Annotated in this window: 16 protein-coding genes and 1 pseudogene; 9 read left to right on the forward strand and 8 right to left on the reverse strand. The window is 44.5% G+C overall.

The features are described 5' to 3' along the window. Positions 1-526: 526 nt before the first annotated feature. Both RIE73_RS18245 and RIE73_RS18250 read left to right on the forward strand, forming a co-directional pair. Positions 527-799, forward strand: a complete 273-nt coding sequence (locus RIE73_RS18245; protein ID WP_446402529.1) for a hypothetical protein — start codon at positions 527-529, stop codon at positions 797-799. Then, positions 796-960 (forward strand): annotated as a pseudogene (locus tag RIE73_RS18250) (clan AA aspartic protease); the annotation flags it as partial. The gene RIE73_RS18245 and the pseudogene RIE73_RS18250, both read left to right, overlap by 4 nt. Here the strand turns inward: RIE73_RS18250 and RIE73_RS18255 are convergent. The 3 genes from RIE73_RS18255 to RIE73_RS18265 all read right to left on the reverse strand — a co-directional run bounded on the left by RIE73_RS18255 (position 935) and on the right by RIE73_RS18265 (position 6,340). Beyond that, positions 935-1,342, reverse strand: a complete 408-nt coding sequence (locus tag RIE73_RS18255; RefSeq protein ID WP_446402530.1) for a hypothetical protein — start codon at positions 1,340-1,342, stop codon at positions 935-937. The pseudogene RIE73_RS18250 and the gene RIE73_RS18255 overlap by 26 nt on opposite strands. Before the next feature lie 183 nt (positions 1,343-1,525). Then, the gene (locus RIE73_RS18260) at positions 1,526-6,211 is read right to left on the reverse strand and encodes an NACHT C-terminal alpha/beta 1 domain-containing protein (RefSeq protein ID WP_446402531.1); all 4,686 of its coding nucleotides are present in this window, start codon (positions 6,209-6,211) and stop codon (positions 1,526-1,528) included. Further along, positions 6,212-6,340 (reverse strand): hypothetical protein, encoded by a 129-nt coding sequence (locus RIE73_RS18265; RefSeq protein ID WP_446402532.1) that lies wholly within the window; start codon positions 6,338-6,340, stop codon positions 6,212-6,214. It abuts the gene before it with no gap. A gap of 167 nt (positions 6,341-6,507) precedes the next feature. On the opposite strand from RIE73_RS18265, the gene RIE73_RS18270 reads away from it, so the two are divergent. From RIE73_RS18270 to RIE73_RS18295, 6 genes are all read left to right on the forward strand, one after another. Then, positions 6,508-6,765 (forward strand): hypothetical protein, encoded by a 258-nt coding sequence (locus RIE73_RS18270; protein ID WP_446402533.1) that lies wholly within the window; start codon positions 6,508-6,510, stop codon positions 6,763-6,765. Positions 6,766-7,119: 354 nt separating this feature from the next. Further along, positions 7,120-9,951, forward strand: coding sequence for a CHAT domain-containing protein (locus tag RIE73_RS18275; RefSeq protein ID WP_446402534.1), 2,832 nt, complete (start codon positions 7,120-7,122; stop codon positions 9,949-9,951). Positions 9,952-10,304: 353 nt separating this feature from the next. Continuing rightward, complete coding sequence (locus RIE73_RS18280; RefSeq protein ID WP_446402535.1) at positions 10,305-10,928, forward strand: DUF928 domain-containing protein; 624 nt, start codon at positions 10,305-10,307, stop codon at positions 10,926-10,928. Positions 10,929-11,737: 809 nt separating this feature from the next. Beyond that, positions 11,738-12,472, forward strand: a complete 735-nt coding sequence (locus RIE73_RS18285; protein ID WP_446402536.1) for a sterol desaturase family protein — start codon at positions 11,738-11,740, stop codon at positions 12,470-12,472. A gap of 151 nt (positions 12,473-12,623) precedes the next feature. Then, positions 12,624-13,748 carry an AAA family ATPase gene (locus tag RIE73_RS18290; RefSeq protein ID WP_446402537.1) on the forward strand — a complete coding sequence of 375 codons (1,125 nt, stop codon included), beginning with the start codon at positions 12,624-12,626 and terminating at the stop codon, positions 13,746-13,748. Continuing rightward, positions 13,745-14,131 carry a hypothetical protein gene (locus tag RIE73_RS18295; protein WP_446402538.1) on the forward strand — a complete coding sequence of 129 codons (387 nt, stop codon included), beginning with the start codon at positions 13,745-13,747 and terminating at the stop codon, positions 14,129-14,131. Before RIE73_RS18290 ends, RIE73_RS18295 begins: the two co-directional genes overlap by 4 nt. 59 nt (positions 14,132-14,190) lie before the next feature. Here the strand turns inward: RIE73_RS18295 and RIE73_RS18300 are convergent, their stop codons facing one another. The 4 genes from RIE73_RS18300 to RIE73_RS18315 all read right to left on the reverse strand — a co-directional run bounded on the left by RIE73_RS18300 (position 14,191) and on the right by RIE73_RS18315 (position 22,480). Then, positions 14,191-16,245, reverse strand: coding sequence for a response regulator (locus RIE73_RS18300; RefSeq protein ID WP_446402539.1), 2,055 nt, complete (start codon positions 16,243-16,245; stop codon positions 14,191-14,193). Further along, the gene (locus tag RIE73_RS18305; protein ID WP_446402540.1) at positions 16,238-20,101 is read right to left on the reverse strand and encodes a GAF domain-containing protein; all 3,864 of its coding nucleotides are present in this window, start codon (positions 20,099-20,101) and stop codon (positions 16,238-16,240) included. Before RIE73_RS18305 ends, RIE73_RS18300 begins: the two co-directional genes overlap by 8 nt. 305 nt (positions 20,102-20,406) lie before the next feature. Further along, entirely contained in the window at positions 20,407-21,159 is a 753-nt protein-coding gene (locus RIE73_RS18310) for a tetratricopeptide repeat protein (RefSeq protein ID WP_446402541.1), read from the reverse strand. A 352-nt stretch (positions 21,160-21,511) separates the two neighbouring features. After that, positions 21,512-22,480, reverse strand: coding sequence for a homogentisate phytyltransferase (locus tag RIE73_RS18315; RefSeq protein ID WP_446402542.1), 969 nt, complete (start codon positions 22,478-22,480; stop codon positions 21,512-21,514). Positions 22,481-22,661: 181 nt separating this feature from the next. Between RIE73_RS18315 and RIE73_RS18320 the strand changes: the two genes are divergently transcribed. Further along, complete coding sequence (locus tag RIE73_RS18320) at positions 22,662-23,339, forward strand: lecithin retinol acyltransferase family protein (RefSeq protein WP_446402543.1); 678 nt, start codon at positions 22,662-22,664, stop codon at positions 23,337-23,339. 728 nt (positions 23,340-24,067) lie between these two features. On the opposite strand, the gene RIE73_RS18325 is transcribed toward RIE73_RS18320, so the two are convergent. Next, entirely contained in the window at positions 24,068-24,661 is a 594-nt protein-coding gene (locus tag RIE73_RS18325) for a hypothetical protein (protein WP_446402544.1), read from the reverse strand. Positions 24,662-24,719: the final 58 nt, after the last annotated feature.

Here is a 24,719-nt window from a genome sequence, read left to right on the forward strand (position 1 = left end):
CGGACTGGGTTATAACAGGGGTGGCTAACTCGGATTTGATATAACATTTTTTGTCACATTAATGTCACTAAACCAACCCTTTTGTAGGGGCGGGTTTAACCACTAACCTTTGTTGTCACCCTGATGTAACTAAACCCGCCCCGACTAACAACCATAATCCTGGCTACAAAAACAAACTGACGGAAGCCGCTTCACCCTCATCTTTTAACCCCTTTGCCATCCCTCTTGTTTCCCCCTCCAGATCCCCCTTCCGTCCACCTTGTAGATCCCCCTCCCGTCCCCCTTTTCGATCCCCCTTCCGTCCCCCTTAAAAAGGGGGAGACCAGCGGATGCTTCGCTTTTTGTTCCATGGGGGAAGCCAGCGGATGCTTCGCTTTTTTCTATGCGGGGAGGACAGAGGATGCGGGAGCTTTTGTTTCATGGGAGAAGGGGAACCATCAGCTAATTCTCACTTATCTGGACTTATTTCTATCGGGTTATCATCTAAGCTAAACTAGAGGCATCAAGCTGAAACAAGATCATGCCAATGGTAGTCCGACAACCCCGATACAGCAAAGAAGAATTTGCTCGACGTGGTGACGAAATCTACGAAACTCAGGTACGTCCTCAAGTCGAAGCCGGGAATCACGGCAAGATTGTGGCAATTGATCTGGAAACAGGAGATTTTGAGGTTGATTCCAGTGAAATAACGGCTTGCGATCGCTTGGAAGCGCGTCATCCAAATGCTCAAATCTGGATAGTCCGCATTGGTTCGCGCTATGTGCGTCGGTTCGGTGAACGTGGGAAAAGAACAGCATGATTACAGGACGTGTCAATGCAGACTTTGAACCCATTATTCCCCTTTCAATTTATGATGTTAACGACAAAAGTTATACTCAAAATGCAATCATAGATACAGGTTTTAATGGTTGGCTTTCACTGTCTCCAGATTTGATTAATCAGTTAAATTTAAGCTGGAAAATCCCTCAAAAATATCTGTTCGTTCAATCATAAACCATTCGTGATATAAAATTGCCAAAAAGAAATCTTCATCTTTGAGCTTATCGCAAACAGCCATATAGCCGGAGAAAAATGGGTCATCATCATAGGTGGTATCCTTGAGAAACAGCGTCAGCGAATTACCATCCGCACTCCAAATAGAACGAATAATCGTGATATTAGCATGATGCTCTCGTTCGATAGGCAGAAGTACCCAACGCCCCTCAATTTCCATAAATTCGGGTTCGTAATATCTGAGAACCGATTCCCAATTTTCGGGACCTTCATGTTTTTCAATAATTCTGTCCCAGCGCACGGACTTAATTTTTTCGAGCGTGTCTGTTGATACGTTAGCGAGTTTCATAGTCTGGTTTACCTGAAAGAATGGAGATTAATTGGTACATCTGGATTAATTCTAGTGGCGTGGCACACCTTATTTGATAGATTAGCTTGGGTTCGTAGTAAGGGCTTTAGCCCTATCTTTTGTTGGGCTTAGTTCCTCAACCCAACCTACAATCTATACCACCATTTTAGTTGTGTCAGCCCACTAGTTTGTGCGTATCCATTCCAGGATGTCTTTGATTGACTGGCTTGGTGTGAAGTATTTTAAGGGAATGTGGTCAATAGGTTGCTCTGTGATCAGACAAACTTCACGCCCGAATTTGCTCAAAGCTGTGAGAAATGCCTGGTTATAGGGATGGGTAGATGATGAGTAAAAGACTAAAAAGGGGCGTTTATTGCTGTTGCGCTTGAGGGAGTTCCAATATAGCTTGAGTGCTGACATTATTTCGGGTACTGGATCGTACTCTGGGCAGTTCTGGTCAAGCATCTGGTCGTATATTTCAGCGGGGTTATCGGGTTCGATGAATTGGCTACTGTCGATGTAAATTAGGTGGATAATTTGGCTTAGTTGGGGGTCGTTGGTAATGGCACTTTGAAGGCTTTGGGGTAAGTCAGCTTGGTTGAGGTTTTGGCTGTCGGGGGTCGTTGTCTTCTCTACTTCTTCTTGCTGATGCCAAGCTTGATAAAACTCTGAATAGCTCATGTTTTCGGCACAGTGCCAGATGATATCGTAGCAAGCCTCATAGTGCTTAAAGTCATTTTCTTTAACTTTATCGGCTAAACAACTCCTCAATCTAGTGACAACTTGAGCCATGAGAAAAGGTTGAGCAAATTTCTTTAATCTCCGAACCAAATTTTCCCGAATGCTCTTGTCTTTACTGGTTTCCATAAGAGCAATTAGGGTAGCACTTGCATCTGGGTTACCCTTGTCCATTGCCCACAAGTTATCAGCAGCTTCTAGACGAATAGACTCATTCTCACAGTTAGATAACCGTTTGGTTAAGGCGGTGATAACATCAGGGTGGGATTTGCCAATTTTCTGTTGTAGGGAGCTGCGTAAAAATAAAGTACCAGAAAATAAAGTATCAGTGAGGAAACCTGCATTCACCAATTCAGCAAAGCTTGATTGGTACACTATTAAGCCGCAAGTCCCTAAGCTAAGAATAGCTTGCTTAAAGGTATTTCGATCTTGACAGGTATGCAGCAAGTCCATCAGGGTAGCACTCGCATCTGGGTTACCCTTGTCCATTTCCCACAAGTTATCAGCAGCTTCTATACGGATAGACTCATTCTCACAGTTAGATAACCGTTTGGTTAAGGCGGTGATAACATCGGGGTGGGATTTGCCAATTTTCTCTTGTAAGCTGAGAATGACTTGCTTAAAGGTATTTTGATCTTGACAGGTATGCAGCAAGTCCATCAGGGTAGCACTCGCATCTGGGTTACCTTTGTTAATTTCCCACAAGTTATCAGCAGCTTTTATACGGATAGACTTATCCTGACTTTTCAGCAGTTGAGTTAGAGTAGCTACAGCATCTAAGTTGCCTGGGTCAATTTCTTTCAATATATCAGTAGTTAGCTTACAAGTTTTCTCATTTGCAGAAGTATGTAGCAGTTTGGTCAAAGCTGTGATCGCATTTAGGTTAGATTTGCCAATTTTCATTAGACTAATAGCCACCTTTATACCGATTTCTCCATCGGCATGGGTATCTAGCAGTTGTATCAGTGCGGTAATTGTATCTGAGTTGCTTGTACCAATTTCAGCTAAAATCTCAACTGCTTGCCTCAAGATAGATTCATTTTTACAGTTGTGCAAGCAATCAGTAAGGGTCGTAATCGCTTTGAGATTGGATTTATCAATTTGCAACAATAAAATAGCAGCTTGCCAATGGATAGATTTCTCTTTACAGGTATGTAATAGTTTCGTTAATGCAGCAATTAAATCTGGGTTTTTAGAGTCAATTTTCCACAATAGATAAGCCACCAACCAAAGACTAAATTTATTTTTGCAACTGTGCAGCAGCCTTATTAAGGCAGCGATCTTATCTGGAGTATACTCAGCATCTTGTACAATATAAGTTTTTTTTAAACAGTTAAACTCATAAAAATAATTACTTATGCAATCCAAAAAATCAACGATAATGTCAGGGCTTTCGATGCATATTTTGGTAATGAAGTTAATGATTTTTTTTCTGAAGCTATAAATACTATTATGATCGAATCCAACCAACCAGTATATTTTACCAGTTTTGGGTTGTGGATTAGATTGTCTTAGTTTACTCCATAACTTAGACCGTACTATACTCCCTGATTCAGTACATAGCCAGTTAACAGAAGCAAGTATCCCCTTAATTTGTAAAGTTTGCTGACGAATTTCTTGTTTATTTTGTTTATCGTAGTAAAGAGGCAATATATCTAAATAAAAACTCTGATACAACTCTAAGAAAGAAACCAAAATGCCTGGGGTTTCAATCAAGGTTTTTATTATACCATTAAGCACTACTGCAGATTCAAATTCAAGTTGACTCAACTGACCCGTCTGAAAACGATAAGCTCCAAGAAATACTCCAATAATTACACCAACTGCGTTAGCATCAGATTGAACAAGTCTTTTGAACGATTTACTTAGTTGAATAAAATGATCATTTTTTGTTGCTAGTATTTCAGTAGTTTTCTCTACTGGAAAATCCCTATAATTACTTATTAAATTACTCAGAGAATAGTTGTTTATTAAATTACTCAGAGAATCACTTAAAAGAGTATAGACATCAGGGTGAGACGGTTCTATTTCCCAGAACATTAAAGCAGTTTTATGACAGGAATTAGCATCCTGATCAGTGTAGTATAGTTGAGTGAGCGTATCAATGACTTTTCCACGATCCATCTTCAGTAACAATGCTTGTATCTCATTTTTAAGGGAATTAGTAATTATAATTTTTTCCTGCTTTTTCTTGTCGTAATATTCACAAATGTGCTTGCACACTTGTACAATAATTTTATTTATAAAACTACATTCTTTAAACTCAATAATTCCCAAAGCTGCCCTAAAATAGGATCGATAATGATAAAACTTGCCACAGCCATCCTCAAATTCTACTAAAGCTTTGATAAACTCATTCTTCTGTTCATGTGTAAGTTCATAACGCCCCAGCCACAGCAAAAATACCTCTTTCCACTGCGGTTCAAAAATGCGGTATCTATCTGAGACTGGCTTGGGATTACAGTTATCGTGGGCGCGAGGTAGGAAAAAGTCCCAATCATCAACCGCCAGCGCTGCAAAATATTCCTGAAACGTGGGATGAAAGAAAGCATAAACAGGTTGATTAGGATTTGGATTTTTGGCATCTACACCTACTTGATTCTGCCAGCCGATATTGAGCGCCAATTTAAACATAGAACCCTCGCGATCGCCCAATATACTCTCGACAAACTTATGGCGCAAACAAAATCGGTTTTCTTCCTTGTCAATTGCTTCTAGCGCCAACTCTTTTAGCTTGGCGTTGAGTTGCTCTCTCTGTTCAGGTGTTGTGGGAAACTCATCTTTTTTCCACTTGTACACTTCCTCGACAAACTGCTGGTAGAGTTCAGCCTTAGTATCCGGTAACTTGCCCTCTCGCAAATGCCAAGTTGAACACAACAGCGTTAATCGCAGGGGATTTTTTACTAAATCCTTAATTCGCTCTTTTCCCGGTTGGTTTAGCGCCTGCTGCAACTGAATACCCAATTCCTGGGCGCACGTCGGTGCGCCCCTACGGTTTTGAAAACAAGCCTGGATAAATTCCTCTACTTTCTCTGGGCTAAACTCCAACGTGCGATAGGTTTTAAAGTTGTTTAGAGCATGAGGATTGGCTTCCCAAACATTTAACCGACACGTCAGCATCACCGACAAGTGTTGACACCAACCGGGTATCCAATTATTAATAAATGACAACGGATTCCCAAAATTGGCAACCATTTCATCCACCCCATCCAGCAACAGCCACACCCTACCAGCCTTCAACAGTTCTTCAAACTCAGTCTTAATTTTCGGCGTGACCCTCACAATGGCATCTTCTAGCCAATGATGCAGCAGATAGTCTTTTAACGTTGGCGCCGCCGTCGGCAAAATTCCCAGTGGTATCCAAATCGGCAAACTATTCGTGTTCTCCAATATCCAGAAAGCAATCCTCTGTAAAAGCGTGGTTTTTCCTGCGCCCGGTTCACCAATGATTGCAATGTTCTTACTTGGCTCTGATTTCAGGACTTTGGTAAGAAAATCCTTGTACTCAAGTTTTTCAGTTTCCTCATAGTCTGGCTTGTACGATTGGGATTGTTGAGGATTATCATCTCCACTCCGATTGTCTGGTTTCTTGCGTTCGACTAATGCCAAATCCACGCCAATCTGATTGATATCAAATAACATCTCATCCGCACGCATCAATCGATTACTCGTTAGTTGCTTCTGCTTTTCCAACTTAGTGCGGCAGATATTCTGCCAGTCGATGCTTGTCTCTGTTTCCGGTATTGGTGTTGTCGAGGAAGTTGCTAGAGATTTTGTCTTTGGGTGTTCCTTCCACTTCTGCTTAACCACCTCAAGATTCTCTTCCGTTGTCGCCGTCTGATGCTTTAGCGTCAGCGTAAATTTCCAATAGCCTTTATTATTGGCGGCTTTCTTCGGTTCTCTTATTTCCAACTCTTTCAAGCAGTCGAGTGCAGTCTGAATCTCTGCCAATTTCCTCTCTTGTAGACTGCTGCCAGATTCTTCTTTTTGCTTGGGAAGTTTTAAGTCTTTGCCAGCCTTTTCCAGCAGCTTGATTAAGTGTTCCTTGCGAGTCCCAACTTCAACGATTCGCTCTCTTTTCCCTGTTTTGCGCTTCTCTTTTCCCGTCACTCGTAGCTTGTTGTGTGTCACCTACTCAACCTGAACTGCTGCTTGGAGTTCCAAGTCGTCGGAGTTGCAATTCGCCTGATCCAACAATGCTTCTACCAGGTTCAGCGTATTTTCCTTAACTGATTCGTCCCAACGAATATTTCTTGGCATCCGTCAAATATAAAGAAATAGTTAAAAAATTCTAATTCCTCAAACAGGGAAGTTCCCCAAGCGGCAAACTCTTATTATACAAAGATTCTAGCGACTGCTTGGGGACGTGCGTGGGGAGCAACCCAAAAAAACAATTCACCTTGTAACCCCAAACCGAGGTGAATTCAATGAATTACAGAAAACAAGCCCATCATCAGCCGCAACCGGACGCTAAGAACACTGTTTGGCGAAAAATCATCGCTTTAGCCTTCGTCGCGCAAGCTACACTCATTGTGGTGAATGGCAATCTTGATGTACTCTCAGGTCAACCCGTACTAGATGTTATCCCAGGGATGATCACTCAGGGAATTGAACTGATACTCAAAACCCAAGCTGTACAAAAAAGATTGAAAACGCGCGATCGCAACTCCCGTTCCCACCAATAAATCCACCTACACCCCTACACCTAATTAGATCCCCGATTTCGTCAAGCAGTCGGGGATCTGCTAGAGGAAATCTGCTAGGGAATAGGGAAAACTCTTGCTCAGACTAGACCCGGATAATTACCGCGCCGAAACGTCATCAGCAAACTGCCCAGTCACATTACCTGTAGGCGAATACTGGCAGACCCCATAGAAGGCATTATACTGGTTACTGCCAAAGGTTTTGACGCCCCGTGCTGCACTACAGCCCATCCTATTTAATTTGCACATTACCCGCATAGATGTTTGTAGGGGCGGGTTTAACCTCTAATACTAAATCCGCCCTTATTCATAAGTCATTGTTTCATACTTTCCCTCATGACTTTTTTACCCCGCATCAGACTGAAAATGGCTGTAAGGCGATCGCGAACTCAAAAAATAGCGATATTCTCCTTACGCCTCAAGGCGATCAGTCGCTGTATCGGGTTAGGATTACTCACATTGTTCCTGATCACCTGGGTTTTTCCCACCCCAGCACAGCATCCGCCGATACCGCTTACGGGATCAACTCAGATTCAAGTCTTGAGTCGGGAACAGGGAACTCTTAACAGGGAACAGGATATAAACTCAGTTCAGGAGGATGACAAGGCTTTAACTCAACTCGAACAAGGTAAAGCCCTCTACGCGGCTGGACGCTTTTGGCAAGCGATTAGGGTTTGGCAACAGGCGATGCAAGCGTATCAAGCTCAAGGCGATCGCATCCACCATGCCCTGAGCTTAAGTTATCTTTCTTTAGCCTATCAAGAGTTGGGACAATGGCAAGAGGCAGAACAAGCGATTACCCAAAGCCTAAATCTAGTCGCTAACCGCCTCAAACCCACTCGCAATCATCAACGCCTTCTCGCCCAACTCCTGAATACTCAAGCTAGTCTCCATTATGCCCAAGGACAAATGGAAGCGGCTTTAGAAACCTGGAAACAAGCAGAACAGGCGTATCAAGACGCAGGGGATCAAACAGGAGTATTCGGAAGCCAAATTAACCAAGCGCAAGTTCTACAAGCGTTGGGACTCTATCGGCGATCGCAAATTACCTTAGAGCGAATGGAAACCCAACTCCAAACTCAACCGGATTCCTTACTCAAAGCCGCCGGATTACGCAGTCTGGGCGTTGCGTTGCAAGTGGTGGGTAATTTAGAGGAATCGCAACAGGTTTTGCAACAAAGTTTGGCAATAACTCAGCGCTTCGATGCAGTCGCTGAGCAAAGTTCAACGCTATTTAGCCTGGGAAATACGGCGAGAGCGTTACAGGAATTTGAAGATGCGATCGCCTATTATCAACAAGCCGCCTCGATAGCAATCAGCCCTCTGACTCAAGTTGAAGCCCAACTCAACCAACTCAGCCTGCTGATTGAAACTCAAAATTGGACAGACGCTCAAACCTTAGTCCCCCAAATTTACGCTCAATTATCCAACTTACCCCTAAATCGGGCGGCGGTTTATGCTCAAGTGAATTTCGCTGAGAGTTTGATGAAAATGGGGAGCAGAGGTGCAGGGGAGCAGAGGGAGATGGGGGAGTTATCTCAACACTTAGTCAGGGCGGGTTTTGTCAAAACCTTACCATCAAGAGCTAACAGAAAGTCCCTAAACCCGCCCCTACACACTCAAAACCATGCCCTCGAAAGTTCTGAAGGGTTTCCCCGCGCGATCGCACAATTGTTAGCTAGAGCGATTCACCAAGCCAGACAGCTTAATGATAAGAGATCTGAATCTTACGCCTTGGGTCAATTGGGACATCTCTATATGCAGACACAGCAGTGGTTAGAGGCGCGAGAGTTAACCGAAGAGGCGTTAAGTTTGGCGCAAGGAATACAAGCCACTGAAATCGCCTACCGTTGGCAATGGCAATTGAGTCAGATACTCCAACACCAAGGGAATCTGACAGGTGCGATCGCGGCAAATCGGGAAGCGGTTCATACCCTGCAATCCTTACGCCGTGATTTGGTGGCGATTAATCCTGATGTGCAATTTTCCTTTCGAGAAACCGTTGAACCCATTTATCGCAATTTGGTGGAATTGCTGTTAAGTAATCAGCCCACACCAGAGCAGCTCAAAGTCGCCCGTGAAACCATTGAATCCCTGAGATTGGCGGAATTGGAGAATTTCTTTCGGGAAGCCTGTTGGCAAGTTCAACGTCAATCGATTGACCAGATTGATCCCCAGGCTTCCGTCATTTACCCAATTATTTTGCCGAATCATTTTGCGGTTATCGTCTCCCTACCCGGAAAACCCCTGCGCTATTTTCAAACCGATTTAGCTCAAACTCAAATCGATAGTACTATTGAGCAGTTAATTCAAGCCTTAAATCCAGCTTGGTCAAACAAAGAACGGTTACGCCTTTCCCAGCAGCTTTATGACTGGTTGATTCGACCGATTGAACCGGAGTTAAGAGAGAATGAGATTAAAACCCTTGTCTTTGTTCTGGATGGTGCTTTGCGAAATTTGCCCATGGCGGCGCTCCACGATGGACAGCAGTATCTGATTGAGAACTATAATGTTGCGCTATCGGCAGGATTACAACTGATCGAGCCGCGATCGCTTCTTCCCCAACAACTGAAAGCCTTAACCGCTGGACTCACCGAGGCACGGGACGGTTTTCCGGCTCTCCCCGCCGTGGAGTTGGAAGTGGAAAACATCGCCGCCCAACTTCCGGCTAAGGTGTTTTTGAATCAACAGTTTACCCATGAGACTCTGCAAGAGCAAATTGAGACGACTCCCTTTCCCGTGGTTCATCTAGCGACTCACGGACAGTTTAGCTCCAAAGCCGATAACACATTTCTGCTCACTTGGAATAGTCGCATCAAGGTGAAAGATTTAGATCAACTCCTGCAAGTCAGACAGCGACAGGATACAAACCCGATTGAACTGTTGGTTCTCAGTGCTTGTCAAACGGCGACAGGGGATAAGCGAGCGGCGTTGGGACTGGCTGGATTAGCTGTGCGATCGGGCGCTCGTAGTACCCTAGCCACTTTATGGTCAGTGAACGATGAATCGACGGCTCAGTTAATGGTTGAATTTTATCGACAACTCACCCAATCTCAAGTCAGTAAAGCCCAAGCCCTGCGTCAGGCTCAACTTACTCTCCTACGTCAACCGAATTATCAGCATCCCTTTTACTGGGCGCCTTTTGTCTTAGTCGGAAATTGGCTTTGACTCAAATCCTGTTCCCTGTTGCCAATTACCTCATATTTACAAAAATAAAGAATTTATGTTAATGGGTACGGCTCATTCCACGTTATGATACGATACTTAGTATTAAAAACTTATGAGGGGTGTGACCCTACACTCCCAAATAAAAACTAAGTGTTAGATGGGGTGACACATCCACGGTGGTAGGTACTCTCTAATCTTTCAGTTGCTCTACCAGGGAATTGGTATACTCACAAATAAATAGACAAATTGTCATCAGTTGAGTATAATAGCAGTCTTATTTGTCTATTATGGGATGCCGCTGAAAATCCCTGTGATGCACTACAGCTTATTCTTCTTCACGAGGGTTTTTGATCATGGCTTGGAAACATACACCTCAACTTCTTGCATTTTTATTAGTAGGTCTTTTCCTGAAGCTGCTACTGGTTGGTAGTTTACCAGTACCACTACATGCTGAAACGATACCCTTGTCTGAAACAGCGAGTGCGACCTTTGTTCCCGACCGGAAAGGAACCCCCAAAGATTCAGCCGGGGGAGCCTCACGGGATGGGGGTGTATGTCCCAATGACATCAGTGAGCTGGGAACATCAGTCACGCCGTTCCAATTAGCCACAAATCACGGCTTCACGGTAGCTGAACGCCCCACATTTTTCGTGTACATCCCGACGACAGTGGCTCAAGAGGCGGTATTTATTCTCAAGGATGAAACCGAAGATTATTTCTACCAAAAAACCGTATCACTTCCTAACCAGAGAGGTTTGGTCAGCTTTAAATTGCCCCTTGATGCACCAACTCTGGAACTTGGCAAGACCTATCAGTGGTCGTTTTTACTCATTTGCGGACAATCCCTGCGACCTGATAGTCCTAAAGTAGAAGGGCAAATTCAGCGCATTCAACCTGACCCCGCCTTACTCAGCAGACTCCAGCCCTGGTCTCCTGTGGATAGAGCCGCTTTTTATGGAGAGGAAACGATTCAGTAGAACACCGCTTGGTGTCACCACCGTTGGCGGGAGCTGCTATAACTGATGGTTTACCATTACACCAAAATACTGTAGGGGCGCAAAGCTTTGCGCCCGATTCAATGGTAAATTCTTTTTCACCGTTTTAGCTGGGTCAGTCCAGTAGGGGCGCACCGACGTGCATCCGTGTCAACTTAAGACTTTGTATGACTAGCGCTCAAAGTTTAGATCCCCCTAAATCCCCCATGCAAAAAAAGCGAAGCAACATCTGGTCTCCCCCTTTTTAAGGGGGACGGAAGGGGGATCTAATAGGGGGACTTTGATTAATTTCTGGTTCCCCCCGTGCAACAAAAAGCGAAGCATCCGCTGGCTTCCCCCTTTTTAAGGGAAGAGGGGGATCTAATAGGGGGACGGAAGGAGGATCAAAAAGGGGGGCTAGGGGGGATCTCTGATTAAGTAAGGGTTTCAGCCTTAAGTTGACACCAATGACCGACGTGCGCCCTCCGCATCAATGTGTATTGACACTGCCCAAAATCTACCTTTGGGCATTTTTGATGAATTAAATATCTGTGAGACCATAAGTAATACCAAATCTGGGTTAGCTACCCCCCCGTTATAAGTTAGTCCGCGCAGGCGGACTTTGGCAAGTGTAGCAGCGATTTCAATCGCCTCCTCTTGCAGGGAGTTATGAAGGCAGATTTGGTATAAGTCATTAATGATAGCGTCAATGACAACAGTTTTATTAAGCATTAAGCATATACCTCTATGAAAAAGTATCTAAGAGGAATTTGATTAGCGGCAGCCGAGTTTAAAAGTAAAAAGGAGGAAACTTGCAATTTACGAACGAGTTAACCAACCACTCATTTGAGTATTATTACTTAGTCTTCTTGGGAGTCACTCTTGCCCGATACTTTCTAATCGCTGGGGGAGCCTACTGGCTTTTTTATGTCGTTCTGGGACAGTCCCTCGCCACACAGAGTTTGCGTCTGAAGCCACTGATGAATGATTCCATTAGACATGATATCGTATTATCAGTTTTATCGGCAATTGTTTTTGCTTTTTGTGCAGCGCTAATCTTATCAGAGTACGGTTTGGGAGTAACGCTCCTCTACACTGACCCCTATGACTATGGACTGTGGTATATAGGAGTTAGTTTTGTGGCGGTGCTTATCCTTCAGGATACATACTTTTACTTTATCCATCGCCTCTTTCACCACCCTTGGCTGTTTAAATGGATGCATTCTGGACACCACCGTTCGGGAGAACCAACCCCGTGGAGTTCCTTCGCATTTGATCTACCCGAGGCAATTATACAGTCACTCTTCTTTGTCGTTATCATCTTTATCGTCCCGCTCCATTTCATCACCTTAGCGGCGGCACTGATTACGATGACAATATGGGCAGTAGTGTCTCATTTGGGATTCGAGCTATTTCCCTCATCATTTCTTCACCACTGGCTGGGGAAGTGGTTTATCGGGGCAACCTATCATTCAATACATCATCGCCAGTACACTGTACACTACGGATTGTATTTCACGTTCTGGGATAAGCTGCTTGGTACTTAACTGCCTTGGATGTCCAGCCCCCACCTCCGTAAGTTAGGCGTTTAGCAAAAGAATAGCGTAAAAATCGGAATGTGGGTGAATCCATATCGTTTACAATAAGTACATTCGCTCACAAGTTCTTTCAATTTACACGGCTAAGAATCATTAGGTTATGCTGCAAAGACTATATATACACAACTTCAGATGCCTAGAAAACTTTGAGCTGATTCTAAAGGAAATGTCATCTGCTCTGTTGATTGGAAAAAATGGTTCAGGTAAATCAACGATTGCCGATGCATTAGAAGTACTTCAGAAAATTAGTCAAGGTGTCAATAGAATGCGCGACCTTGAACAATTAGACATTATTAGCTCGAAAGATTTTGCTCGAAGAAGATCTGATGTTCCGATTCGCTTTGAAATAGAAGTATTACTTGATCATAAATTGTACAACTATGTTTTAGCCTTAGAGTTACCAGAAAAATTTAGCGAACTGCGAGTTTCTGAGGAGCAATTGCTAGTTTCAGGAGATCCAATTTACTCTCGAAAAGAAGCTCAAGTCACTCTTTACAGCAGCACCCAAAATCGTGAGGCTCAGTTTCGGTTGGATTGGCATTTGGTTGCCCTTCCCGTAATTCAGGAGCAATCTGAGACTGATCCGCTTCATATTTTTAAGACTTGGCTAGCTCAGATGATCATTTTAGCGCCAATCCCCAGCTTGATGACAGGAGACTCCAAGGGCGACACCTTGGAGCCAAGGCGAGATGGTTCAAACTTTGGGGAGTGGATTTCTGGATTACTCAGTCGCTATCCTGCTGCCTACACAAAGATTTATAGATATCTCCGAGACGTTATGCCAGATATTCAAGATTTTTTGAATGAACCAGTTGGCAAAGACTCCAAAAGCATGATTGTTCGGTTTGAAGCCAATAATGCGAATCTTCATATTAATTTTAAAGACTTATCTGACGGTGAAAAATGCTTTTTTATTTGCGCTGTTGTGTTAGCTGCTAACGAATATTATGGTTCAATTTTTTGTTTCTGGGATGAACCGGAAAATTATCTTTCCTTGTCAGAAATTGGCTATTTTGTAATGTCATTGCGACGTTCATTTAAGCAGAAAGGGCAAATTTTAGCGACATCACACAATGAAGAAGCTATCCGAAAGTTTTCGGATGACAATACTTTTGTCCTTGATCGAAAAAGTCACTTAGAGCCAACTTTGGTCAGATTGCTCAGTGATATACCAGTGACAGGCGATCTGATAAATACCTTGATTTGTGGCGACATAGAGCTATGAGTCCAAACCAGTATAAACCTCACATTCTTGTGTTACCTGAAGATGATGCTAATCGCCAGATTGCCAATGGATTTCTTCAATCTCCCAACCTTAATGCTCGTGCTATTCAAGTCCTGCCACCCGCTGGTGGTTGGCAAAGAACTGTGGAACAATTCATCAACGATTATGTGCCGACAATGCGAAAATTCTCACAAAGAATGATGGTGTTGCTGATTGACTTTGATAACCGTGAAAATCGGTTGAGTTACGCACAGAGTCAAATTCCAGATGACCTCAAAGAAAGAGTATTCATTCTGGGAGTGCAATCTGAACCTGAGAATTTAAAGCGAGACATCCTGGGTTATGATACTAAATCAGCCTTTGTCATCCCCTTTATCCCTTAGCTCTCTGACAGGGAAAAACTTTTCCGCTTAAGTTGATACCAATGCACGTCGGTGCGCCCCTACAGTGTTGGTGCTTGGCGCGAAGGAATCGTTTTAAAGACACGAATCAAATCGGCTTGACGAATCGGTTTACTAATATAGTCATCCATCCCTGCCTTTAAACACGTTTCTCGATCTTCCTGCATCGCATTAGCTGTCAGCGCCACAATCCAAGGGCGCTGGGAGTAGTTTTGGCAGATATAACGGGTAGCGGTTAAGCCATCCATTTCTGGCATCTGTACATCCATTAATATGACATCGTAGGATTGACGGGAGATGGCATCAAGAACTTCCTGTCCATTACTGACCAAATCAGCTTGATAACCTAAACGTTTTAACAGCAACAATTCTACCTTTTGATTGACTATATTATCTTCAGCCAAAAGAATCCGTAACGGCAACTGTTGGGCAAGAGGTGAATCTCCCGATTCTGGCGAAGCAGGCTGAGACTTAATAGCAGTCGCTTGCCTTCCTAAAACTTGAGTTAAAGTATTATAAAGTTGCCCAAGTTTAATCGGTTTAGGTAAACAAGCAGCAAAATGACGCTCAATTAAAGACGTTTTCGTTGTCAATTTTCCTATAGGCGTTAATAATACCAAAGGCAATTCTTTGAAACCTGATTGGTTGTGGATTTGCAGACCCAGAGTTAGCCCGTTCATTTCGGGCATTTGCCGATCGATAATTGCCACATCAAAGGCTTCTTTCTGATTGAGCCAAGCCAAGGCTTCATTCCCCGATCGAGTACTTCGGGCAATCATGCCCCAACATTGGGTTTGCTGGGTTAAAATTTGGCAACTTGTCGAATTATCATCAATAATTAAAACTCGTTTACCTGCAAGCTGAGGTTGAGGAGTTGTTAAATTCGGTTCAGACGCATCTTGATCTACGCTTAAGACGACACAGAAGGAAAAAGTAGACCCTTCACCCAAGGTACTGTCTACCCAAATTTCTCCCCCCATCATTTCACTTAATTGTTTAGAAATAATTAAACCTAGTCCCGTACCCCCATACTGGCGAGTGGTTGAAGAATCCAGTTGACTGAAGCGTTGAAACAAACGGTTAAAACGGTCTTTCGGGATACCAATTCCCGTGTCTTTTACCGAAAAAATAAGGCAAACAGTCGGCGAGGTATGGCTATCCTGGTTTTGAGTCGAATCGGTGACATAGTGATGTTCAACTTTTACTGAAACACTAACTTCCCCCACATCCGTGAACTTAATGGCATTACTCAACAAATTGATGAGAATTTGGCGCAGGCGGGTGACATCTCCGACCAGAGTAGAGGGGACTTCTGGGTCAATAAAGTACGTTAATTCTAATCCCTTTTGCACCGCTTTGGGCGCAAACAGATCAACAGCGGTTTCCAGACAGTCACGTAGATTAAAGGGTTTGAATTCAAGTTCTAGTTTACCCGACTCAATCTTGGCAAAATCTAACACATCATTAATTGTGATCAGTAGGGTTTCCCCACTTTGGCGAATCGTTTCTACCAAGTCCTGTTGGTGGGCATCCAGTTTCGTATTCTCTAAAATTCCGGTTAACCCAATCACCGCATTCAGAGGGGTGCGGATTTCATGGCTCATGGTTGCCAGGAATTCACTTTTCGCTCGGTTAGCGGCTTCGGCGGCTTCTTTTGCTTCTGCTAGTGTGGCGTTTTGGGCTTGCAGTTGCTGTTGAATCTGGCGTAAAGTTAGTTGGGTTTTAACCCGCGCGATCACTTCTTCGAGTTGAAAGGGTTTAGTAATATAGTCTACGCCACCCACTTCAAAGGCTTTCACTTTATCCCAGACTTCATCAAGGGCGCTCAAGAAAATTACCGGAATTTCGGCGGTTTGTTCGTCAGCTTTCAAGCGTTGACAAACTTCATACCCATCCATTTCCGGCATTTTAATATCCAGCAAAATCAAATCCGGCGGATCAGTATTAACCGCATTCAGTGCCTGTTTTCCACTAATGACCCGACGAACTTCATAGCCTTGGTTCGCCAGCATGGTAAACAAGATACGTAAATTATCAGGGATATCATCGACAATTAATATGTCTCCCTTGATGGCTTGAGATTGACGTTCACTCATGAATTAGGGGCTGTGTTAAATCCACTATGCGATCAAAAGAAAGGGCGTTAACCCATTGAGTCAAGGTTTGAGCCAGAGATAGTTGCTCCTCCGGAATTTGGGCAATAAGCTGAATCATCACTTTCTCTCTAGCGCTGAGTGCAGCTTTGTGCAGTTGTGCCAGCCATTCAGTCGGCATTTGTGCCAACGCCTCTTCTAGGGCAGTTTCCTGCAAGGGGGCTGGCGACGTATCCGGCGATGGCAGAGAGGGGGGTTTAGTTGCAGCATACAAATAACGCACCCCTAAATGTTGCGCCATTTTTTCAAAGATAACCTCTTCCCGAAACGGCTTGCTAACGAAATCGTCGCAGCCTGCGGACAAAACAACCGATCGCTGTTTATCGAAAACACTAGCAGTCAAGGCGATAATTACCGTGGCTTGACCCTGCAACGATTGTCGAATTCGACGAGTGGCTTCATAACCATCCATCACAGGCATCCGCATATCCATCCAAATCAGGTGAGGTTGCCAACTCTGACAACGTTCAACAGCTTGCTGTCCATTTTCCGCTTCCTGTACCTCAAACCCCATCGGTGCGATTAGATTAACCAGCAACACCCGACTTTCCCATTTATCATCAGCAATCAGAATCCGATAAGTCGGTTGATTGGGGGCTAAACCAATCGCCCGTTTAGACTGTTGAATCTCAATGTCAGCCGCTTGAGCGGGATTAACCTTAATTGTAAACCGAAACGTTGTTCCTTGACCCAAAACACTGCTGACGGCGATGGTTCCTCCCATCAGTTGGACAAATTGCTGGCTAATCGGTAAACCTAATCCTGTGCCTTCTTGAGATTTGCGCCCGGTTTCGGTTTGGATAAAGGCTTCAAATAGGGTATCAAGTTCGGTTGGGGCAATTCCTGGACCCGTGTCTTCGACTTCAAAGGTGATTAGGGATTGGGGATTGGGGATTGGGGATTGGGCAATTATACCCCGTTCCTGTAGAGACGTTGCAGGCAACGTCTCTACATGTAAGGTGACACTCCCTTCCCCGGTAAATTTAATCGCATTACCCAATAAATTAATTAAAACCTGACGCAACTTACTCTCATCCGTCCGCACGTATTGGGGAACCTCTGGGTCACAATTAAAGATAAGCTGTAAGCCCTTGGAAGCGGCTTTAAGCTGGAGCATTTCTTCTAAACTTTTGAGTAAGCGATAGAGATCAAAGCTGGTTTCATTCAGCGTAATCCGACCCGCTTCTATTTTAGACATTTCTAAGACATCGTTGAGCAGCGTGAGTAAATGCTCACCACTGCGAGCAATAATGCCTAAATACTCCTGCTGAGTTGGAGTTAACGTCGAGTCGCGGGTCATCACTTGGGTAAAACCCAGAATCGCATTCAAGGGAGTCCGTAGTTCATGACTCATATTCGCTAAAAACTCACTTTTAGCCCGGTTCGCCGCATCAGCCGCTTCCTTAGCATCTTTGAGTTGAGCCATGAGGGCGGCTTGTTGTAGCGCCACGCCTAACTGATTACTCACTTGTGTCAGTAAACTAATTTCTGCGGATTCCCAATGGCGCGGACTAGAATTTTGATACGCCCCTAATAATCCCCACAGCTTGTCACCGACAAAAACCGGGCTTAAACAGTAGGCTTTGATATGAAACACCTCCAACAATTTGAGATGACAGGAAGTGAAAATTGTTTGGTAAATATCATTAACGACAATATTTTCATGATTTTTAAATCGACCGCCTTGAGTTTTTTGCAAACAGGTATCTGACCAAACCGATTTCAGCTCAGAACCGACTAACGGCGACCAACCTGATGCCACCGATTCGGAGACAAAATCTCCACTCCAGTCCGGATTGAATCGATAAACCACAACGCGATCGCAGTTAAGAATTTGCCGGACTTCTTGGGTTGTCGTACTAAAAATCTGATCAATATCTAAGGTTTGGCGAATGCTTTCAATCACCCGCGCTAATGCCCGCGCCTGTTCAGCAGCCTTGGCTTGCTGGACGGCTTGCGCTTGCAATAACTCCAAATATTCCGACTGTTGCAATGCGACTCCCAATTGGGCTGCCACTTGCATGAGTAACTTAACTTCTCGGTCTTGCCAATGGCGAGGTTGATTATGTTGAAACGCACTCAGGAGTCCCCAGAGGTTTTCCCCTTTAAATAGGGCAACAACAGCAAAAGATTTAATACCAAAGGATTCTAAGGTTTCAATATGACAATCACTTAAATTAGCGTTATAAATATCATCAGCAACAAAGGCTTCATTGTCGCGTAATCGACCCCCTTTATGTTCGCTTAAATAGGTATCATCCCAAGCACTCCCCACCAGTTTAGGTAAATCTCCAGATTCCGATTCAAAAATAAAATCCCCGAAATAATCCTCGCGGAATTTATAAATGGCAATTCGTTCAACATCCAACAATTGCCGGACTTCTGTAGCCGCCGTTTGGAAAATCGTATCTAAATCTAACGTTTGGCGAATTTTATCAATCACCTGGGCTAAAGCCCGTTCCCGTTCCGCTTCCTGGGCTAATTCATCCGCCCGTTGTTGTAATTGTGCCTCCAGTGTGGTTTGCAGTTCTGCCGATCGCCGTTGGGCTTTGCCTAAGAGTTCAGCTTGTTGAATCGCTACCCCTAATTGAGCGCCAATTTGCACCAGAAAATTAATATCTGTCTCCCGCCACGATCGCGGGGCGGAATTTTGAAACGCCGCCAAGAGTCCCCAGAGGCTTTTCCCTTTGTAAATCGCAATAATCGTGTATGCCCTTGCCTGATAGCGTTCTAAGCTTTGAATATAGCAATCCGAAAACCCGGCGGTATAAATATCACGACAAACCCGAAAGACTTCACCTTTGATAAAGTCACCGCCTTGAGTTTGCTGTAAATAGGTATCAATAATTTGAGGATTGGCTAAGGATGTAATACTACAATTACTAATATTTTGACATAACTGGATATCTTGATGTTGCGCTTGGACTAAGGATTTCCAGCCCTCAGCCACCGATTCAACCACAAATTCACCACTCCAATCGGGATTAAACCGATAAATTACCACCCGATCCGCATTCAGCAACTGCCGTGCTTCCTGAGTTGTCGTCTGGAATATGGTATTAATATCGAGCGATCGCCGAATCTTATCGATAATCGCCGCAACTGCTTTTTCTCGTTCAACCGCTTGATTAACCGCTTTCGTCAATAACTCTGACTGCATCTGCAATTGCGCCACAAACTCCGCTTGCTGTAACGCCACGCCTAAATGAATGGCAATTTGACGGACAAACTCGATTTCATTACTTTGCCATTGACGGGGGCGCGAACATTGGTGAATACACAGCAATCCCCAAAGTTGATTCCCCTTGAGTAACGGTACAACCAAGTTGGCTCGAACTTGGAAACGGGAGAGAATGGCAATGTGACAATCCGGTAAATTCAGAGCATAAATATCTTCAGCCGCCCAAATTCGCCCCTGCTGATAATGAGTCGCATGTCTTTCGCCGAAACAGTCATCCTCTATTTTGGTGGCGATAGCAGACGTAAACGGCGACACCACATCTTCAGAGACAACTTCCCCACGGCGACAGCCCGACTCTGGATCAAAGCGAAACATCCCCACCCGATCTGCATTTAGCAGTTGACGCACTTCTGTGGCGGTTGATTTAAAGATACTCTCCAAATCCAGAGATTCCCGAATTTTCGTCACCACAGCCAACAGCGCCTTTTGCTGGGCAACTTGAGTCGGTTCTGGCATTCTCATCGCGTCCAATTGTGCCACACGCGATCGCAGATCGGTTAATTCTGCTTGGAGTGACTCGTAGGTTTTGGCGTTGAGAACGATATCCTGATCAGACATGATAGGGTGTAGGGTGTAGGGGTGTAGGGTGTGGGGGTGTGGGGTGTAGGGTGTGGGGTGTAGGGGTGTGAGGGTGTAGGGGTGTAGGGGTTTAGGAAGATGAGGGAGATAGGGAAGATGAGGGAGATGGGGGAGGAAAAAACGGTAATTGTCAAACCCGCCCTTACTTTTTGAAAAACACCCTACTGGCGTGGCACAGCTAAAATGATGGAATAGATTTTACCATTGAATCGGGCGCACGCCATGCGCCCCTACGGTTTCCGGGCGTAATTCTAATTCATCAAATAAGGTGTGCCACGCCACTACTATCCAAATTTACCTTGTTCTTTGAGTGCTTGTCGAATTCTTAACTGAGCTTCCTGATCATTAGGATAACGGACAATTGCCTCTCGCCAAACGCTGAGGGCTTCATCTAATTGACCCTTTTGTCTCAACGCATCTCCTAAATACCAATACGCTTGTGGCTTTTTAATATTGAGGCGAATCGCTTCCCGATACTCGTCTATAGCCGCTTCCCAGTTTTCTTGAATCATCCAGCTATTGGCTAGATTTAAACGTAAAATAGCCTGGTCAGGAGACTGTTGACTCAACGTCTGATACGACTCAATTAGTGTCTCTAGTCGATTAATATTTGATAGGATTAAACCGAGGCTAAACGGAATGTCTGTATTCTGCGGATGGCGCTGGATCAACTCTTCAACAACAGGCATCGCTTGATCAGGTTTCCCTTGTTCAATCAACGCTTGGGCTAACTTGACATACCCATCCACCGTTTTTGGCGATCGCGCGATTAGATCCTGGAAGACAGCTACCGCTTCATCCCATTTATTTTGTGCCAAGAGTGTATTACCCAGGAGTAAGCGCACCATATCGTTACTACGTTGTTTCTGGATAACTTGGCGAAATACCGCTTCCGCTTCGGGGTAATCCTGTTGCTGATAAAGGGCGATCCCCTTTTGAAACAACGACGCGATCGCGATTGTCTTACCAATCAAAAAAATAACCGTTACTAAACCGACACTAACGACTGTAGCCGCTATCCAACTTAAATTAAACACAGATTACCCAGATTGTAATAACACAGATACAAAACTAATATGATGTCCGGATCTATCACCCCTACTAACAATGTACGGGCTTGGTTACCAAGCCCCTACTCCCCATCACCGTAATTATGGGTATTCAACCGGAAATGATATAACTATTGCATAACACAGATTACACAGATTGTAATTAAACCGACAGGAAACTAACGATTCTATAACACAGATTAACATAGACAACTCAATCATCTCCCTGACAATCAAATCATCGTCTGTTGCTTGAGAACTAACCTCTCAGTGTAATCAGTGCAACTAACCTCTCACCTCCCCACCCAAATCTCTCCCCTAAATCCGTGCAATCAGTGTTTCAGGTTAATAAACATGCAGTAGGAAACATCAGATATTCCAAAAAGAACAGTTTCCAGATAAACTGATAGAAACTGGCGATCGCGACTTTATCCTGCAAATCTACATTCTGACTACGCCACCAAACCAAAACTAACGCCGCCAAGTGTGTTATCCCCAAGACAAGCGGGTTAACCACGTCAAACAGTAGCACTCCACCAAGAATCATACCCAAATAGCAGAGGGTAATAATCCATCGGGTGATATTAAACACGGCTGGCTTACCCAGTCGAATCGTGAACGTGGTGATATTGTATAACTTATCCCCATCAATATCCGGGACATCCTTAAAAATCGCGATCGCGACGGTAAACACCAAAACAAATAATGTCAGCCCCCACACCGCAGGCGTTGGCGTCATCGCTTCACCCTGTTGCCACACCCAGCTAAAATGTAAGAATAGTCCTAAATTGACCACAGCACCCCGCACTGAGAAGATACAAAGTGCCGCCCAAAAGGGAAACCGCTTCAACCGGATAGGTGGTAAGGAATACGCTGTACCAATGGCTAAACTAACGCTAACCATGAGAAATAACCACCCTCCCAGTATCCGGGCTAACAGCAGCGCACAGAGTCCAGTTACGGTAACAATCAGTTTAGCTTGTCCTCTGGAAAACTCCCCCGCTGCGATGGGAAGATGAGGTTTATTAATCTGGTCAATCTCCACATCTTCGAGTTGATTGAGTCCCACAATGTAGATATTACCGCAACAGCAGGATATCCAAGTACCCAAGAGTTGAGCTAAATTTGAGAGTGCGATCGCACCATCGGTAATCGCTAAGGCAATCACATACAATGCCAATACACTTAGGGTAGTACCGATGATCGTATGAGGGCGAGAAAACTTCCACAAGGCATAAAACCAGCCTGTGGGTTGCTTAAGCGGGTTGAGAGGGGCAGAAGTCAAGGTTGATGGAGAAATTCGGCTCATTCTGGAGTGTAATAGGCTTTCCCATTCGATTTTACTCTCTTGAGGGACATCGAAACATCAATCCCCACTGGTTTACTCTTTTCTTGACGGTGAAATTCACCCCACAAAGAACGAATGACGTAGCTTGCTTCTGGCGACAGCGAGTATGACAAATAACATAAACAAATGACAAAAGGAAAGTATGGCACGAGGCGATCTAATCTACGCTTATCGAGAATTGTTCAACCGACAAGGCGTCTACAAACATTATGGGATTGACTGTGGCGACGGTACGGTTATCCACTACCGCAAACCCAGTGAAACCATTGAACGCACCTCTTTACCGACATTTGCTAGAGGTGGGAAAATCTATGTCAAAGAGTATCCCACTCATTTTATACCTGATGTAGTCGTTCGCCGCGCTGAAAGTCGTTTAGGTGAACGAAACTATAACCTACTATCCAATAACTGTGAACACTTTGCTGTCTGGTGTAAAACTGGTGTCAGTGAAAGTCCGCAAATTCAAAATTTTATTCCGATTATTACTCAGATGAATACTGAGAATTTATACGAACCAATTAAACGAGCGCTGCAAGAGAAAGATCCGGACAAAGCCAATCGGTTATTAACTAAAGCCTTAGCCGAAATTAAAGGAGTTTGGAATACGCTGCAACCGCAATATAATCAAGATGTTCGGGAGATAAGCGCTTGGCAGAAAGTTGCCATTCAAGCGCTGAAACAAAATCGGGAAGACTTAGCGCGGGCGGCAATTATTCGTAAGAAAGACTATGAAAAACGGGCGCAGGAGAATAAAGAGAAGTTAGATCAGCTTGCTCAAATGACAGAAACCCTGATCCGCAATCGGTTGAATGTGAAATAGATTTGGTCTTTATTTTACCAACATCAATTAATTTATAAAATTAGTGTTAACCTAAACGAGACAATACAGCAGTTTGCTCTGCTATGCGGTACATTTTCGATCCCCCTAAATCCCCCTTAAAAAGGGGGACTTTGATCTACTGTACTTTATTACAGCGCTTTGCGCTGTAAGTCTATAGACATCTTCTTTTAGGCGAAATAACTGTGTAGGGGCGACCCGCTTGCATTAATTAACAACTCCAGAAACAGGGCGGGTTTATATAAGTTACCAGTTTTTGAAGGCATGTTATCGGTAAAACCCGCCCCTACAGATGATCGGGTCGCCCTCTCCTCTTCTAATGCTAAGAATTGGGTTAGTTCAGCTAACACCAAGGTACGTTACGCTACCCTACCCTTCGGGAACGCTGCGCGAACGGGAACGCTGCGCGAACGCTAACACACGATGGCGGCGTGGCACAGCTAAAATTGTGGAATAGATTGGGTTCGTAGTGAGGGCTTTAGCCCTCTCCAGCTAGGCGGATAGAGAACTAAAGTTCTCACTACAAACAAAGTCCTATTTTAGTTGGGTCACGCCACTACTGGACTGACACAGCTAAAATTGTGGAATAGATTTGACTGTGAAACCGGGCGCAAGTCTTTGCGCCCCTACAGTTTCCGGGCTCCCATTCTAATTCATCAAATAAGGTGTGCCACGCCACTACAAATAGAGGCTTTGCGGAAGTCCTAAGTTTACGCGATCGCACTCGATAGTTCTTGCCAGCGCTGATGCCACAACTGCTGCATTTTTTGCATAATCTCAGGTAAATCCTGAAAATCCTGACTTTGCTGATTAATTTCTGGGGCTAATCCCTGAAGTCGGCTAAACTCTCGGCAACAGTAGAGTACCCGTTCCCAAGCCCCATACCAATCCTCTGCCGCTTGTTGGTGGGCGCGAATGGGTTTCAGGCGTTCGTCTTCGTTTCTCAGGTATTCAGCCTGTTTTGCCCACGCCTGACGCCAAGGTTGCACGGCTTCGGATTGGTTATGCTGATCATACCAGTCACGTTCGCGGCGGAGGATTTCGCCTAATTCATCAAGCTGAGAACGAGAGGTACAACGCCCAATCGCCGCCAATCCTGCCTCAATCCACAGGGGCAAGTTGCGATAACTGACAAAGATAGCACGGGATTCTACTAGCTTGACCCAGATTTGGTGATGCCAGCATTCGACGCGATCGATTTGCTGGAGGGGAATGTTAAGGAATGTAGCGACTTGGTGGCGTACTTCGTCCAGAGAAAATTGGCAAGGATCAATTATCCCAGCCGTGATTAAGTTCCGAGACATGGTAAATCACTCCTGATTTGGGTATTTGCGGTAGCGTTGGCTTGATTTAGGACAGTTG

This window comes from Coleofasciculus sp. C1-SOL-03 (assembly GCF_040220555.1).
Lineage (GTDB): Bacteria > Cyanobacteriota > Cyanobacteriia > Cyanobacteriales > Coleofasciculaceae > Coleofasciculus.